General features: G+C 63.7%; 12 protein-coding genes. All 12 read left to right on the top strand.

Going from position 1 to position 15,337, the window contains the following annotated elements; genetic code table 11:
* Nucleotides 1-45 precede the first annotated feature (45 nt).
* The 12 genes from ACNFBR_RS11440 (at nucleotide 46) to ACNFBR_RS11385 (ending at nucleotide 15,331) form a co-directional block, all read left to right on the top strand.
* On the top strand, nucleotides 46-1,527 hold the full coding sequence (locus ACNFBR_RS11440; protein ID WP_416735025.1) for a glycosyltransferase family 2 protein: 1,482 nt from the start codon (nucleotides 46-48) through the stop codon (nucleotides 1,525-1,527).
* Between the two features lie 37 nt (nucleotides 1,528-1,564).
* Nucleotides 1,565-2,731 (top strand): PilZ domain-containing protein, encoded by a 1,167-nt coding sequence (locus ACNFBR_RS11435; protein ID WP_416735024.1) that lies wholly within the window; start codon nucleotides 1,565-1,567, stop codon nucleotides 2,729-2,731.
* Between the two features lie 12 nt (nucleotides 2,732-2,743).
* Complete coding sequence (algK, locus tag ACNFBR_RS11430) at nucleotides 2,744-4,171, top strand: alginate biosynthesis TPR repeat lipoprotein AlgK (protein WP_416735023.1); 1,428 nt, start codon at nucleotides 2,744-2,746, stop codon at nucleotides 4,169-4,171.
* Entirely contained in the window at nucleotides 4,168-5,646 is a 1,479-nt protein-coding gene (locus ACNFBR_RS11425) for an alginate export family protein (protein WP_416735022.1), read from the top strand. The genes algK and ACNFBR_RS11425 overlap by 4 nt, the downstream gene beginning before the upstream one ends.
* A 22-nt stretch (nucleotides 5,647-5,668) precedes the next feature.
* On the top strand, nucleotides 5,669-7,228 hold the full coding sequence (algG, locus tag ACNFBR_RS11420) for a mannuronan 5-epimerase AlgG (RefSeq protein WP_416735021.1): 1,560 nt from the start codon (nucleotides 5,669-5,671) through the stop codon (nucleotides 7,226-7,228).
* Between the two features lie 13 nt (nucleotides 7,229-7,241).
* On the top strand, nucleotides 7,242-8,681 hold the full coding sequence (locus tag ACNFBR_RS11415; RefSeq protein ID WP_416735020.1) for an alginate O-acetyltransferase: 1,440 nt from the start codon (nucleotides 7,242-7,244) through the stop codon (nucleotides 8,679-8,681).
* A gap of 8 nt (nucleotides 8,682-8,689) precedes the next feature.
* The gene (locus ACNFBR_RS11410) at nucleotides 8,690-9,793 is read left to right on the top strand and encodes a mannuronate-specific alginate lyase (RefSeq protein WP_416735019.1); all 1,104 of its coding nucleotides are present in this window, start codon (nucleotides 8,690-8,692) and stop codon (nucleotides 9,791-9,793) included.
* A 191-nt stretch (nucleotides 9,794-9,984) separates the two neighbouring features.
* The gene (locus ACNFBR_RS11405; RefSeq protein ID WP_416735018.1) at nucleotides 9,985-11,442 is read left to right on the top strand and encodes an MBOAT family O-acyltransferase; all 1,458 of its coding nucleotides are present in this window, start codon (nucleotides 9,985-9,987) and stop codon (nucleotides 11,440-11,442) included.
* Between the two features lie 10 nt (nucleotides 11,443-11,452).
* A complete protein-coding gene (locus ACNFBR_RS11400) occupies nucleotides 11,453-12,610 on the top strand; it encodes an alginate O-acetyltransferase (protein ID WP_416735017.1) in 1,158 nt (385 codons plus the stop codon).
* Nucleotides 12,611-12,630: 20 nt separating this feature from the next.
* Nucleotides 12,631-13,278: an alginate O-acetyltransferase AlgF gene (locus ACNFBR_RS11395; RefSeq protein WP_110742561.1), complete on the top strand. Its 648-nt coding sequence runs from the start codon at nucleotides 12,631-12,633 to the stop codon at nucleotides 13,276-13,278.
* Between the two features lie 35 nt (nucleotides 13,279-13,313).
* Nucleotides 13,314-14,768 (top strand): mannose-1-phosphate guanylyltransferase/mannose-6-phosphate isomerase, encoded by a 1,455-nt coding sequence (locus ACNFBR_RS11390; RefSeq protein WP_416735251.1) that lies wholly within the window; start codon nucleotides 13,314-13,316, stop codon nucleotides 14,766-14,768.
* A 98-nt stretch (nucleotides 14,769-14,866) separates the two neighbouring features.
* Nucleotides 14,867-15,331 (top strand): hypothetical protein, encoded by a 465-nt coding sequence (locus ACNFBR_RS11385; protein WP_012274112.1) that lies wholly within the window; start codon nucleotides 14,867-14,869, stop codon nucleotides 15,329-15,331.
* Nucleotides 15,332-15,337: the final 6 nt, after the last annotated feature.

Raw genomic sequence — 15,337 nt, 5'->3', positions numbered from 1 at the left:
ACTTGCGCTGCCCACCCTCCCCCGAATTCTCGACGGATGCTGAACATGCAAAGGCTCCAGACCGTGCTGTTGCAGTGCGCCGGGTGGCTGCTCTACATGAGCCTGCTCATGCTGATCGCCCTGGCCCTGCCAGCCGATATCTTCGACTCGCAATCGAAGCACTTCATCTTCCTGGTCGGCGCAGTCGGCATCTGGCGCTATTCCATGGGCGCCACCCATTTCATCCGCGGCATGATCTTTCTCTACGGCGTGTACCCGTACCTGCGCCGCAAAGTGCAAAAAATGGGCACTGCCGCCGACCCGTCGCACGTTTACCTGATGGTGACCAGCTTTCGCATCGAAGCGCTGACCACCGCCCAGGTGTACAGCTCGGTGATCCGCGAAGCCATCAACTGCGGCTTCCCCACTACCGTGGTCTGCTCGCTGGTGGAAATGTCCGATGAGCTGCTGGTGAAAAGCCTGTGGGCCAAGTACAACCCGCCGGCCCATGTGAAGCTGGACATCGTGCGCATCGCCGGCACCGGCAAGCGCGATGGCCTGGCCTACGGTTTCCGCGCCATCTCGCGCATGCTGCCGGACGAAAACGCCGTGGTGGCGGTGATCGATGGTGACACCGTGCTGGCCGATGGCGTGGTGCGCAAGACCGTGCCGTGGTTCAAGCTGTACCCCAACGTGGGCGGCCTGACCACCAACGAATTCTGCGAAGTGCGCGGTGGCTACATCATGAGCGAGTGGCACAAGCTGCGCTTCGCCCAGCGCCACATCAACATGTGCTCGATGGCACTAAGCAAGCGCGTGCTGACCATGACCGGGCGCATGTCGATGTTCCGCGCCAGCGTGGTGACCAACCCCGAATTCATCGCCGATGTCGAAAGCGACTCGCTGATGCACTGGCGCCTGGGTCGCTTCAAGTTCCTCACCGGTGACGACAAGTCCAGCTGGTTCAGCCTGATGCGCCTGGGCTACGACACCTTCTACGTGCCGGACGCGGCCATCAACACGGTCGAGCACCCGCCGGAAAAAAGCTTCTTCAAGGCCAGCCGCAAGCTGATGTATCGCTGGTACGGCAACAACCTGCGGCAGAACTCCCGCGCACTGGGCCTTGGCCTGGGTCGCCTGGGCTTGTTCACCAGCATCGTGCTGTTCGACCAGCGTGTGTCGATGTGGACCAGCCTGCTGGGCCTGACCGTGGCGGTGATCGCCAGCCTCAAGTTCGGCCTGGCCTTCCTGCTGGTGTACCTGCTGTGGATCGGCATTACCCGCCTGATCCTCACCATCATGCTGCTGTGCTCCGGCCACAACGTAGGCCCGGCCTACCCGCTGATTCTCTATTACAACCAGATCATCGGCGCGCTGATGAAGATCTACGTGTTCTTCCGCCTCGACAAGCAGTCGTGGACGCGTCAGCCCACTGCCCTCAAGCGTGACCTCGCCAGCTTTCAACAATGGTTCAACACCTGGTCCTCGCGGACCATGACCTTCTCGGCTGCCAGCATCTTCGTCGCTGTGCTGTTCATGGTCGTGTGAGCCCAACCCGGATCGGATCTAACAGGAACAAACCACCATGAATACCGCCGTGAACGTCAATGTCGTGCATGAGTCCGAAGCCCAGCGCCAACACGCCAGGGTGCGCATTCCCGCCAAGCTGCGCTTCCTGGACGCCCAGCGCCAGACCCACGAAGTGAAGGTCGACGACCTTTCCGCCGGTGGCCTGAGCTTCCATACCAAGCAGCAGCTGTCGGTGGGCGATGTACTGCGCGGGCGCCTGCAGTTCGTGGTCGACAACCTGGGCCTGTCGATCGACATCGAGTTCCAGGTGCGCTCGTACAACCCGAGCAATGGCCGTACCGGCGCGCAGTTCCAGAACCTTGAGCCACGCGACATCGCCACGCTGCGGCACATCATCACCAGCCACCTGTCGGGTGAGCTGATCAGCATCGGCGACGTACTCAGCACCCTGCAACGCGACAACTTCACCAAGGCGCGCAAGCAGAAGGACGGTGGCTCGGGCCTGAGTGCCTTTGGCCGGCTCAAGGCCGTAACCGTTACCCTCGGCGTGTTCGTGGTCGGCGTCGCTGCGTTCGGCTTCGTCGCCAAGTCGCTGTACGGCATGTACTTCGTCAGCCATGCCGAAGCCGGTGTGGTCGCGGTGCCTACCACCAACGTGACCATGCCGCGCGACGGCACCGTCAACAGCCTGGTCGAAAGCGGCGGGCAAATTGCCAAGGGCGCACCGCTGGCCAGCTTCACCACCAGCATGCTGGACATGCTCAAGGGCAACCTTGAAGACGCACAGCTGGAGCCGGCGAAGATCGAAGAGCTGTTCGGCAAGCAACTGTCCGGCACCCTCACCAGCCCCTGCGATTGCGTGGTCGCTCGCCAGCTGGTGGACGACGGCCAGTACGCCGCCAAGGGCCAGCCGATCTTCCAGCTGATCCCACGCACCACCAACCCGATGGTCGAGGCGCGCTTCAGCTACCGCCAGTTCGACGAGGTCAAGCCAGGTACCCGGGTCAACTTCCAGGTGGCCGGCGAAGACCAAGTGCGCACCGGCCAGATCGTCAGCAGCGCCAGCCTCAACAGCGAAGACCTGTCCTCCGACATCCGCGTACAGATCAAGCCCGACGACGGCCTGCCCGCCGAACTGGCCGGCCGCCCGGCTTCGGTCAACAGCGACCGTGGCCCATCGCTGAACTGGCTGATCGACAAAGCCGTAGCCCGTGGGCTGTAAGAGGATCACCGCATGATGCCCTACAAGAAGAGCGCAAGCCTGGGCCTGTGTGCCTTGGCTGCTGCCATCACCTTGGCCGGCTGTGCCGGCCTGCCCGACCAGCGCCTGGCCAACGAGGCGATGAAGCGCGGTGACACGGCACTGGCCGAGCGCAACTACAAAGCCCTGGCCGACCTGGGCTACAGCGAAGCGCAAGTAGGCCTGGCGGACATCAAGGTGGCCACCCGCGACCCGTCGCAAATCAAGGAAGCCGAAGCCACCTACCGCGCCGCGGCGGCCACCTCGCCCCGTGCCCAGGCGCGCCTTGGCCGCCTGCTGGTGGCCAAGCCCGACAGCACCCAGGCCGAACGCGAAGAAGCCGAAACCCTGCTCAAGCAAGCGGCCCGTCAAGGCGAAAGCAACACCCTGATCCCACTGGCGATGCTCTACCTCAGCTACCCGCAGAGCTTCCCCAAGGTCAACGCACAGCAGCAGATCGACCAATGGCGCGCCGCCGGCAACCCGGAAGCGGGCCTGGCCCAGGTGCTGCTGTACCGCACCCAGGGCACCTACGACCAGCACCTGGATGACGTGGAAAAAATCTGCAAGGCCGCGCTGAACAGCACCGATATCTGCTACGTCGAACTGGCCACCGTGTACCAGAAGCGTGGCCAGGCCGATCAGCAAGCCGCCCTGCTCGGCCAGCTCAACGCCGCCTACGCCCGTGGCGCAGTGCCTGCCACCCGAGTCGACAGCGTTGCCCGTGTGCTGGCTGACCGCAGCCTGGGCCAGACCGACGAGAAAACCGCCAAGGCCCTGCTCGAGCAAGTGGCCCCGGCCAACCCAGCGTCCTGGGTCAGCCTGGCGCAACTGCTGTACGACTTCCCGGAACTGGGCGACACCGACCAATTGCTGGCTTACATCGACAAGGGCCGCGAAGCCGAACAGCCACGCGCCGAACTGTTGCTGGGCCGCCTGTACTACGAAGGCAAAACCCTGCCAGCCGACGCGCAAAAAGCCGAGCAGCACCTGCAAGCCGCCGCCGACGCTGGCGAAATCAGCGCCCATTACTACCTGGGCCAGCTGTACCGCCGCGGCTACCTGGGCAACGTCGAGCCGCAGAAGGCCGTCGACCACCTGCTGGCCGCCGCCCGTGGCGGGCAGAACAGCGCCGACTATGCCCTGGCCCAGTTGTTCAGCGAAGGCCACGGCATCCGCCCACAACCGGGCAACGCCTGGGTGTTCGCCCAGCTGTCGCAGGTCAACCCGACGCCGCAATCGAGCGAACTGCTGCAGCAACTCGACCAGCAACTCACGCCTGACCAGCGCAGCCAGGCCCAGCAACTGCTGGACCAGGAGAAGCGCGCACGCGGCAGCATGGCCCAGGGCGCCAATAGCACCCTGGCCCTCGAAGCCCTGCAAGACGACGAAAAAGAAGTAGACGGTGAGGACTCGCTATGACGCTCAATCCCTTCGTGAAAGCCGGCATCGGCCTGAGCTTCGCCCTGCTGTGGTCCTGCCCGACCCTGGCGGAAATGACCGCCGAGAAAAACTTCGGCCTGGACGTGAAAATCACCGGCCAATCGGAAGACGACCGTGACCTGGGCACCCGCCCTGGCGGCGACGTCAACGGCCTGGGCCTGGACCTGCGCCCCTGGGTGTACGGCGAGCGCGGTAACTGGAGTGCCTACGCCATGGGCCAGGCGGTCGCCGCCACCGACACCATCGAAACCGACACCTTGCGCCAGAACGACGACGGCACCACCACCGACACCGGCAACGACAGCCGCGAGCCAGACAAAAGCTACCTGGCCATGCGTGAGTTCTGGGTGGGCTACAGCGGCCTCACCGCCTACCCAGGCGAGCAACTGCGCTTCGGTCGCCAGCGCCTGCGCAGCGACGATGGCATGTGGCGCGACACCAACATCGAAGCATTGAACTGGACCTTCGACACCACCCTGCTCAAAGCCGACCTGGGCGTGGCCCAGCGCTTCAGCGAGTACCGCACCGACCTCACCGAGCTGGCCCCGGAAGACAAGGACCGCACGCACATCTACGGCAACGTCGCCACGCAGTGGACCCCTGGCCACTGGGTCGGCGTGCGCGCCCACCACACCCACGACAGCGGTAGCCTGAAGAACCCGGGCGAAACCGTCGACGCACTGGACAAGACCCGCACCGGCGACCTGACCTGGCTGGGCCTGGAGGCCAACAGCGACGCCTACAACTGGCGCAACGACCACACCGTCAACTACTGGGGCAGCGTCACCTGGCTGACCGGCGACCGCGACACCCTCAGCAGCCAGGCCGTCGGCGACGAGCAAGTTGCCACCGGCAAGCAGAGCGGCGACGTCAATGCCTGGGCCACCGACCTCGGCATCCGCCTGCGCCTGGACCCGCAATGGCAGGTCGGTGCGGCCTACGCCCGGGGCAGCGGTGGCGGTGGCGACGACGGCTCGAACAACTTCGAGCAGACCGGCCTTGAAAGCAACCGCTCCAACTTCACCGGCACCCGCTCGCGCGTGCACCGCTTCGGCGAAGCCTTCCGTGGCGAGCTGGGCAACCTGCAGGCAGCCACCCTGTTCGCCTCCTGGCAACTGCGCGACGACTACGACGCCAGCCTGATCTACCACAAGTTCTGGCGCGTCGACGGCAACCAGAACATTGGCTCCAGCGGCATCAATGCAGCCGTCAACGACAACGGCGTCAGCCGCCAGCTGGTCGATGGCGAAAAAGACCTCGGCCAGGAAATGGACGTGGTCGTGACCAAGTACTTCAAGCAAGGCCTGCTGCCGGCGTCGATGAGCCAGGCCATCGACGAGCCGTCCGCCCTGGTGCGCCTGCGCGCCGGTGTGTTCAAACCGGGCGACGCCTACGGCAAGGAAGCGGACTCGTACATGCACCGCGCCTTCGTCGATGTGATCTGGCGCTTCTGAGGCCGGTAGGGGACTGACCGTTATGAACCTTCACCCGCACCTACGTCACAGCCTGTTGGCCAGCGCCTTGTTGCTGGCAAGCCACCTGGTCGCCGCCGCAGAACCCCAGGTGATTGCCAAGGAGCTGCAACAGGCCAAGACCTACACCGTGGCCAGCGCGCCGATCGAGCCGCTGCAGATGGACCCGCCAAAGTTGCCCGACCTGACCGGTTTCACGGCCGAGGCGGTGCAAAAGAAGATCGACCGCCGCCACAAAGGCAAGGTCAGCCTGCGCCGCATGTTCCAGGAGGACACCCTCAAGGAGTTCGTCGGTGGTGACAACAAGGCGGCCGAGTGGGTGCAGCGCCAGCACGGCATCCCCCAGGCGATCTTCGTCGATGACGGCCATGTCGACCTGGTCGAGCTGAGCAAGCAGGTACCCAAGCAGTACCTCAGCGAGGTCGAGCCAGGGGTTTACCTGGCCCGCCTGCCGATCGTGGTCGGGCAAAAGGGCATCCTCGAGATCGACGGCAAGGTCAAGCAGCTGCGCCTGTCCCAGGAGGGCGGTTCGTTCCTGGTCAACGACGGCAAGCTGTTCGTCACCGACACCCAGGTGACCGGCTGGCGCGAAAAGGACAATGGCCCGGCGACGTTCCGCTCGCCCATGGAGTTCCGCCCGTTCCTGCTGTCGTGGGGCGGCACCGAGACCTACATCGTCAATACCAAGATGGCCAGCTTCGGCTACGCCAAGTCCAAGTCGTATGGCGTGAGCATCTCGCAGTACACGCCGAACATGGCCAAGCGCATGGGCCGCCCGGAACCCACCGGCTGGATCATCGGCTCAGAGTTCAGCGACATGTGGTACGGCTTCTACTGCTACGAAACCCAGGACTTCGTGGTCAAGGACAGCACCTACCGCGACAACATCGTCTACGGCATCGACCCGCACGACCGCTCGCACCGCCTGATCATCGCCGGCAACACGGTGTACGGCACCAAGAAGAAGCACGGCATCATCGTTTCCCGTGAGGTCAACGACAGCTGGATCATCAACAACAAGAGCTACGACAACAAGCTCTCGGGCGTGGTGATCGACCGTAACAGCGTCAACAACCTGGTGGCCTACAACGAGATCTACCGCAACCACACCGACGGCATCACCCTGTACGAAAGCGGCGACAACCTGATCTGGGGCAACAAGCTGATCAACAACCGCCGCCACGGCATCCGCGTGCGTAACAGCGTGAACATCCGCCTGTACGAAAATATCGCCATGGCCAACGGCCTGGTCGGCGTGTACGGCCACATCAAAGACCTGTCCGACACCGACCGCGACATCGCCCTCGACCCGTTCGACACCAAGGTGTCGCTGATCGTGGTGGGTGGCGAGTTGGCGGCCAATGGCTCCGGCCCGCTGTCGATCGACTCGCCGCTGTCGGTCGAGCTGTACAAGGTGTCCATGCTCGCCCCGCGCAAGGCCAGCGGTATCAGCCTCAATGGCGTGCTGGGCGAGCGCCAGGACGAAATCCTCGACCTGCTGGTACGCCAGCAGAAGGCTGTGCTGATCGACCCGGTCGAACGCCAGACCGAAATGATCGATTAAGGAAGCCCAGACCATGACTCCACACCTGATGAAACTGCTGGGCCTGTCCGCCGCCCTTCTGGCGATCAGCCAGGGCGTGCGCGCCGAAGACGTCAAGGCCCCGACCTTCAGCGCCGAGCCCTGCTGCCAACTGTGCCCTGAAGCGCACGATGCCAGCCGCTACACCACCCGTTATCAGCAGAACTTCACCACGCTGGTGCAGGCCAAGGGCGACTGGCTGTTCCGTACCCGCGAAGACCTGCGCACCGAGTTCACCACCACCCCAGCCGGCTACAAGCGCCTGCAACAAGTGCACGACGCGTTCAAGAAGCGTGGCGTGGAACTGGTGGTGGTGTACCAGCCGACCCGTGGCCTGGTGAACCGCAACATGCTCAACCCGGCCGAGAAAGCCGCCTTCGACTACCAGAAGGCCCTGGGCAACTACCAAGCCATGCTCAAGCGCTTCGCCAGCATGGGCTACAACGTGCCCGACCTGTCGCCGCTGACCAACGAGCAACTGGCCGCCGCCGACCAGGGCAAGGACTTCTACTTCCGTGGCGACCAGCACTGGACGCCCTATGGCGCCGAGCGCGCAGCCAGAATCGTGGCCGACACCGTGCACAAGATGCCGGCCTTCGAAGGCATCCCGCGCAAAGAGTTCGAGACGAAGAAGTCCGGGCGCATGGGCAAGACCGGCACCCTGCACAACGTTGCCGGGCAACTGTGCGGCACCAGCTACGCCGTGCAGTACATGGACCAGTTCGCCACCGAACCGAAAGGTTCCAGTGGCGGCGACGACCTGTTCGGCGACGGCGGCAATGCGCAGATCACCCTGGTCGGTACCAGCCACAGTGGCAAGAACTACAACTTCTCGGGCTTCCTCGAACAATACATTGGCGCCGACGTGCTCAACGTCGCCTTCCCTGGCGGTGGCCTGGAAGGCTCGATGATCCAGTACCTGGGCAGCGAGGAATTCCAGAAGAACCCGCCGAAGATCCTGGTCTGGGAGTTCTCCCCGCTGTACCGCCTGGACCAGGAAACCATCTGGCGGCAAATCCTTGGCCTGCTCGACGACGGCTGCGACGACCGCCCAGCCCTGATGAGCGCCAGCACCACCCTCAAGCCCGGCAAGAACGAGCTGATGGTCAACGGCAAGGGCGGCGTGATCAAAGACCTGATCAACCGCAACCTGCAGATGGACGTCAAGTTCGAAGACCCGTCGGTGAAGGTGCTGCAGGCCACCCTGTGGTACCTCAACGGCCGCCACGAGGACATCAAGCTGGAAAAACCGGAAACCTCCGACACCGACGGCCGCTTTGTCTTCCAGATGCGCGAAGACGAGGACTGGGCCAGCCAGAGCCTGCTGGCGTTCGAGGTACAGGGGCCGGAAAGCGGCACCCAGAAGGTCGAGGCCAAGCTCTGCAAACGCAACAACTTCGCCGTGCCTGCGCAGACCGCGCAGGCCGGCCAGTGAGGCGATCCATGACCCTATTGAAGCGAATTTCCAGCCCCGCCCTGCTCGCTTTGGCCCTGTTCGGCGGTGCCGCGCACGCCGCGCTGGTGCCACCGCAGGGTTACTACGAGGGCATCGAAAAGCTCAAGACCGGCGACGGTAACTTCCGCTGCGAAGCGGCGCCCAAGCCATACACCGGCGCACTGCAGTTTCGCAGCAAGTACGAAGGCTCGGACAAGGCGCGGGCAACGCTCAACGTCGCCTCGGAAAAGGCCTTTCGCAAGTCGACCGAAGACATCACCACGCTGGAAAAAGGAGTGAGCAAGATGGTTGGCCAGTACATGCGCGACGGCCGCCCCGCGCAGCTCGAATGCACCCTGGCCTGGCTCGGCAGCTGGGCGCGCGCCGACGCGTTGCTGTCCACCGACTACAACCACACCGGCAAGTCGATGCGCAAATGGGCGCTGGGCAGCATGAGCGGTTCGTGGCTGCGCCTGAAGTTCTCCAACTCGCAGCCGCTGGCCGCGCACCAGGCCGAGGCCGAGCTGATCGAAAAATGGTTCGCCCGCCTGGCCTCGCAAGTGGTACGCGACTGGAGCGACCTGCCGCTGGAGAAGATCAACAACCACAGCTACTGGGCGGCCTGGTCGGTCATGGCGACCGCCGTGGCCACCGACCGTCGCGACCTGTTCGACTGGGCCGTGAAGGAATACAAGGTGGGCGCCAACCAGGTGGATGACCAGGGCTTCCTGCCCAACGAAATCAAGCGCAAGCAGCGCGCCCTGGCCTATCACAACTACGCCCTGCCGCCGCTGGCGATGATCGCCAGCTTCGCCCAGGCCAACCACGTCGACCTGCGCAGCGAGAACAACTTTGCCCTGCAACGCCTGGGCGAAGGTGTGCTGGCCGGTGCCCGCGACCCGAGCCAGTTCAAGCAACGCGCGGGCGTGAAACAGGACATGAAAGACCTCAAGGTCGACAGCAAGTACGCCTGGCTCGAACCGTGGTGCGAACTGTACCACTGCGTCGGCGACACCCTGCAGCGCAAGCACGGCATGCAGCCGTTCAACAGCTTCCGGCTGGGCGGCGACCTGACCCGGGTCTATGACCCGAACGCGGAATCCAAAAAGTAACGCAAAACCCTGTAGGAGCTGGCTTGCCTGCGATGCAAGGCGAAGCCTTGCCCGGCCATTGTCGGGGTCCGCTTCGCGGCCCATCGCAGGCAAGCCAGCTCCTACAGGAATCTAGGTAGCCCGCCACATGTGTGTGGGGGGTTTGGGGGGCGCTTTGCCCTGGATGCTGTGAACAAATTAGGAGAACCGGGATGGTCTTCTCGTCCAACGTGTTCCTGTTCCTGTTCTTGCCGATCTTCCTCGGCCTGTATTACTTGAGCGGGCAACGCTATCGCAACCTGCTGCTGCTGATCGCCAGCTACATCTTCTATGCCTGGTGGCGGGTGGACTTCCTGGCCCTGTTCGCCGGGGTCACTCTGTGGAACTACTGGATCGGCCTGAAAGTGGGTGCCGCCGGTGTGCGCACCAAACCGGCGCAACGCTGGCTGCTGCTCGGCGTGGGCGTCGACCTGGCGATCCTCGGCTATTTCAAGTACGCCAACTTCGGCGTCGACAGCCTCAACGCGATCATGGCCTCGTTCGGCCTTGAGCCGTTCATTCTCACCCACGTGCTGCTGCCGATCGGTATCTCGTTCTACATCTTCGAGTCGATCAGCTACATCATCGACGTCTACCGTGGCGACACCCCGGCTACGCGCAACCTGATCGACTTCGCCGCGTTCGTGGCGATCTTCCCGCACCTGATCGCCGGCCCCGTGCTGCGCTTCAAGGACCTGGTCGACCAGTTCAACAACCGCACCCACACCCTGGACAAGTTCTCCGAAGGCTGCACCCGCTTCATGCAGGGCTTCATCAAGAAAGTGTTCATCGCCGACACCCTGGCCGTGGTCGCCGACCACTGCTTCGCCCTGCAAAACCCGACCACGGGCGATGCCTGGCTCGGCGCCCTGGCCTATACCGCGCAGCTGTACTTCGACTTCAGCGGCTACAGCGACATGGCCATCGGCCTGGGCCTGATGATGGGCTTCCGCTTCATGGAGAACTTCAAGCAGCCGTACATCAGCCAGTCGATCACCGAGTTCTGGCGGCGCTGGCACATCAGCCTGTCGACCTGGCTGCGCGACTACCTGTACATCACCCTGGGCGGTAACCGCAAAGGCACCTTCAACACCTACCGCAACCTGTTTCTGACCATGCTGCTGGGCGGCCTGTGGCACGGCGCCAACTTCACCTACATCATCTGGGGCGCCTGGCACGGCATGTGGCTGGCCATCGAACGCGCGCTGGGCATCGACACCAACCCGCAGCGCTTCAACCCGGTGAAGTGGGCCTTCACCTTCCTGCTGGTGGTGGTTGGCTGGGTGATCTTCCGTGCCGAGAACCTGCACGTGGCCGCCCGCATGTATGGCGCCATGTTCAGCTTCGGCGACTGGCAGCTGTCGGAGCTCAACCGCGCCCAACTCACCGGCCTGCAAGTGGCGACCCTGGTCATCGCCTACCTCACCCTGGCGTTCTTCGGCCTGCGCGACTTCTACCGCAATGCCAAACCGACGCCCAAGGCGACCCCGGTGCAAGTCAACAGCGATGGCTCGATCGGCCTGGACTGGACCCGGGTAATGACCCGCGCCCTGGTGCTGCTGCTGTTCGTCGCCTCGATCCTCAAGCTTTCGGCGCAGAGCTACTCGCCGTTCCTGTACTTCCAGTTCTGAGGCCGATGACATGAACCGCACTTTACGCATCACTTACTCACTGTCGTTCCTCGGCCTGCTGGTGGGCATGGGCGTGTGGTCCACCGGTGGCCTGCAAAGCTTTCAGCGTACCGAGCAGATGACCCTGCTCAACGGCAAGCTGGCCAAGGCCGCCGAAACCCACTACGACGAGCAGTTCCCGATCAAGCGCCTGGGCACCAACCTGTGGGCCGCGCTGGACTTCAAGCTGTTCAACGAAGGCCGCCCCGGTGTGGTGCTGGGCCGCGACCAGTGGCTGTTCAGCGACGAGGAGTTCAAGCCCACTGCCGGTGCCGAGCAACTGATGCAGGAAAACCTGGCGCTGATCCGCGGCGTGCGCGACACCCTGCAACAGCACGGCAGCCAACTGGTGCTGGCCATCGTGCCGGCCAAGGCGCGCCTCTACTCGGAGTACCTGGGCAAAGAGCAACCGGCCAGCCTGCACGACGACCTGTACAACCAGTTCCACGCCCAGGTGCGCCAGGCCAACGTGTTCGCCCCGGACCTGCAAGCGGCCATGGAACAAGCCAAGGCTCGCGGCCAGGTATTCCTGCGCACCGACACCCACTGGACGCCAATGGGCGCCGAGGTCGCAGCGCAAACGCTGGCCGAAGCAGTGAGCCGGCAGAACCTGCTCAACGGTGCCCCGCAAACCTTCGTCACCGAAGCCGGCAGCACGGCGCCCTACAAAGGCGACCTGACCAACTTCCTGCCACTCGACCCGCTGTTCAGCAACCTGCTGCCGGCCCCGGACAACCTGCAACAGCGCAGCACCCGCCCGGCCGAAGCAGCAGGTGAAAGCGACGACGCGCTGTTCGCCAACAACGAGATCCCGGTCGCGTTGGTGGGCACCAGCTACAGCGCCAACCCGCACTGGAACTTCCTCGGTGCGCTGCAGCAGGCCCTGCGCAGCGACGTGGCCAATTACGCCGAAGACGGCCACGGCCCGCTGCTGCCAATGCTCAAGTACCTGCAAAGCGATGCCTTCAAGAACGCCGCGCCGCAAGTGGTGGTGTGGGAATTCCCCGAACGTTACCTGCCCATGAAAAACGACCTCAGCAGCTTCGATCCGCAGTGGATCGCGCAGCTGAAAAACACCCGTAAATCCGAAGAAAACCTGGCCTTGTCGTCCAACCAGACGCGCCACTGATCGATAGAGAGGAAACGCACATGACTACCAAGACTTCCATTGCCAAAGCCCTCACCCTCGCGGCCGGCCTGTCCCTGGCTTCCATGCAGGCCTTCGCCGGCGCGGATGCCGCGCTGTATGGCCCGAGTGCGCCGAAAGGCTCGACCTTCGTGCGCCTGTACAACGCGGCCAGCGCGCCGGCCGCCGCGTCGGTCGGCAACACCCAGATCAAGCAGGTTGGCGCCCAGGCCAGCAGCGACTTCAGCTTCCTGCCAGGTGGCGACTACACCGCCCAGGTCGGCGGCAAAAGCGTGCCGGTCAAGCTGGCCTCGGACAAGTACTACACCCTGGTCAACAGCAGCAGCGGCAACCCGCAGCTGATCGAAGAACCGCCGTTCAAGAACAAACAGAAAGCCCTGGTGCGCGTGCAGAACCTGAGCGACCAGCAACTGACCCTGAAAACCGCCGACGGCAAGACCGAAGTGGTCAAGCCCGTGGCCGCCAACGGCCGTGGCGAACGCGAGATCAACCCGGTCAAGGTCAGCCTGGCGCTGTACCAAGGAGACAAGAAAGTGGGTGACGTGAAACCCGTCGCCCTGGAACGCGGCGAAGCCGCCGTGCTGTACGTAACGGGTTCCGGCAACGCCTTGTCGCCGGTGTGGGTAACTCGCCCCGTGGCTAGCAACTGATTCCCCTGCCTCTCAACGACTATTGGAGAAACATGATGATCCCGGTAATTCTTTCTGGTGGTAGCGGTTCCCGTCTGTGGCCTCTGTCGCGCAAGCAGTTCCCCAAACAGTTCCTGGCCCTGACCGGCGAACACACACTGTTCCAGCAAACCATCGAGCGCTTGGTGTTCGATGGTATGGACACCCCGATCGTGGTCTGCAACAAGGACCACAAGTTCATCGTCCAGGAACAGCTGACCGCCCTGAAGCTGGAAACCCAAGGCATCCTGATGGAGCCGTTCGGCCGCAACACCGCGCCGGCCGTGGCCATGGCGGCGATGAAGCTGGTCAACGAAGGCCGCGACGAGCTGATGCTGGTGCTGCCCGCCGACCATGTGATCGATGACCAGAAAGCCCTGCAGCGTGCCCTGGCCCTGGCCACCGTGGCCGCCGAGCGTGGCGAAATGGTGCTGTTCGGCGTGCCGGCCACCAAGCCTGAGACCGGCTACGGCTACATCCGCTCCAGCCAGGACGCCTTGCTGCCCGAAGGCGTGGCACGGGTGGCCCAGTTTGTCGAAAAACCCGACGAAAAACGCGCCGCCGAGTTCGTCCAGGCCGGTGGTTACTTCTGGAACAGCGGCATGTTCCTGTTCCGCGCCAGCCGCTTCCTCGAAGAGCTGAAAAAGCACGACGGCGACATCTACGACACCTGCGTGCTGGCCCTGGAACGCAGCCAGGAAGACGGCGATGTGCTGAGCATCGACGAAGCCACCTTCGCTTGCTGCCCGGACAACTCCATCGACTACGCGGTCATGGAGAAGACCCAGCGCGCCTGCGTGGTGCCGATGTCGGCCGGCTGGAGCGACGTGGGCTGCTGGTCGTCGCTGTGGGAAGTGCACGAAAAAGACCAGGATGGCAACGTCACCAAAGGCGACGTGGTGGTGCAGGACAGCCGCAACTGCATGATCCATGGCAACGGCAAGCTGGTGTCGGTGATCGGCCTGGAGAACATCGTGGTGGTCGAGACCAAGGACGCCATGATGATTGCCCACAAGGACAAGGTCCAGGGCGTCAAGCAGATGGTCAAGACCCTCGACGAGCAGGGCCGTAGCGAAACCCAGAACCACTTGGAAGTGTATCGCCCGTGGGGCTCGTACGACTCGGTGGACATGGGTGGTCGCTTCCAGGTCAAGCACATCACCGTCAAGCCGGGTGCCAGCCTGTCGCTGCAGATGCACCACCACCGTGCAGAACACTGGATCGTGGTGTCCGGCACCGCCGAGGTCACCTGCGACGAGAACGTGTTCCTGCTGACCGAGAACCAGTCGACCTACATCCCGATCGCGTCGGTGCACCGCCTGCGCAACCCAGGCAAGATCCCGCTGGAGATCATCGAAGTGCAGTCCGGCAGCTACCTGGGCGAAGATGACATCGAGCGCTTCGAGGACGTGTATGGGCGCACATCCACACCGGTCGAGCGCGGGGTATCGGTGAAGACCATCGCGCAATAAGCAGTATCCAGGGGCCGCAATGCGGCCCCTTCTTTTGAGACATCCCCCATTTGGCGCTACGATGGTCAAACCCCGCGCAACCAAGGTCTGCCCGCGCCATGATCATCGGTGCCTTCCTCATCCTCACCTGGCTGGTGCTGCTGTTGCGCTACCCGGCCAAGGCCTTGCCGATTTCGCTTGCCGCCGTGTGCGGCCTGGGCTTGGTAGCCCTGTTCGTTGCCTGGCAGGAAAACCGCGAAGCCTCGCAATTGGCCCGCCTGGACCTGCGCCTGAGCTACGCTCCCGAGCAGTGCCCTGCCGACCGTGCCCTGCAGGTACGCATGAAGAACGGCAACAAGGCCCCGCTCACCGAACTGCGCTGGCGGGTAGCGGCGTATGCGCCGGGCGATACCGTGAACCTGGCCGAGAACACCTACAACGCCCCGCGTTACCGTGGACCGGGTGAGTTGCAGCCGGGGGCCGAGTGGAAAGACTGCCTGCCGGTGCCGCCATTGCGCTCCGGGTACCGACCGCAGACCCTGGAATTTCGCGCCGAGCACCTGCAAGGTACATTCGCCAATTAATCGAAG

It is taken from the genome of Pseudomonas sp. NY11955 (assembly GCF_048068035.1).
Lineage (GTDB): Bacteria > Pseudomonadota > Gammaproteobacteria > Pseudomonadales > Pseudomonadaceae > Aquipseudomonas.
The sequence above is the reverse complement of the archived record's forward strand: the minus strand, read 5'-3'. Positions and strand labels throughout refer to the sequence as shown.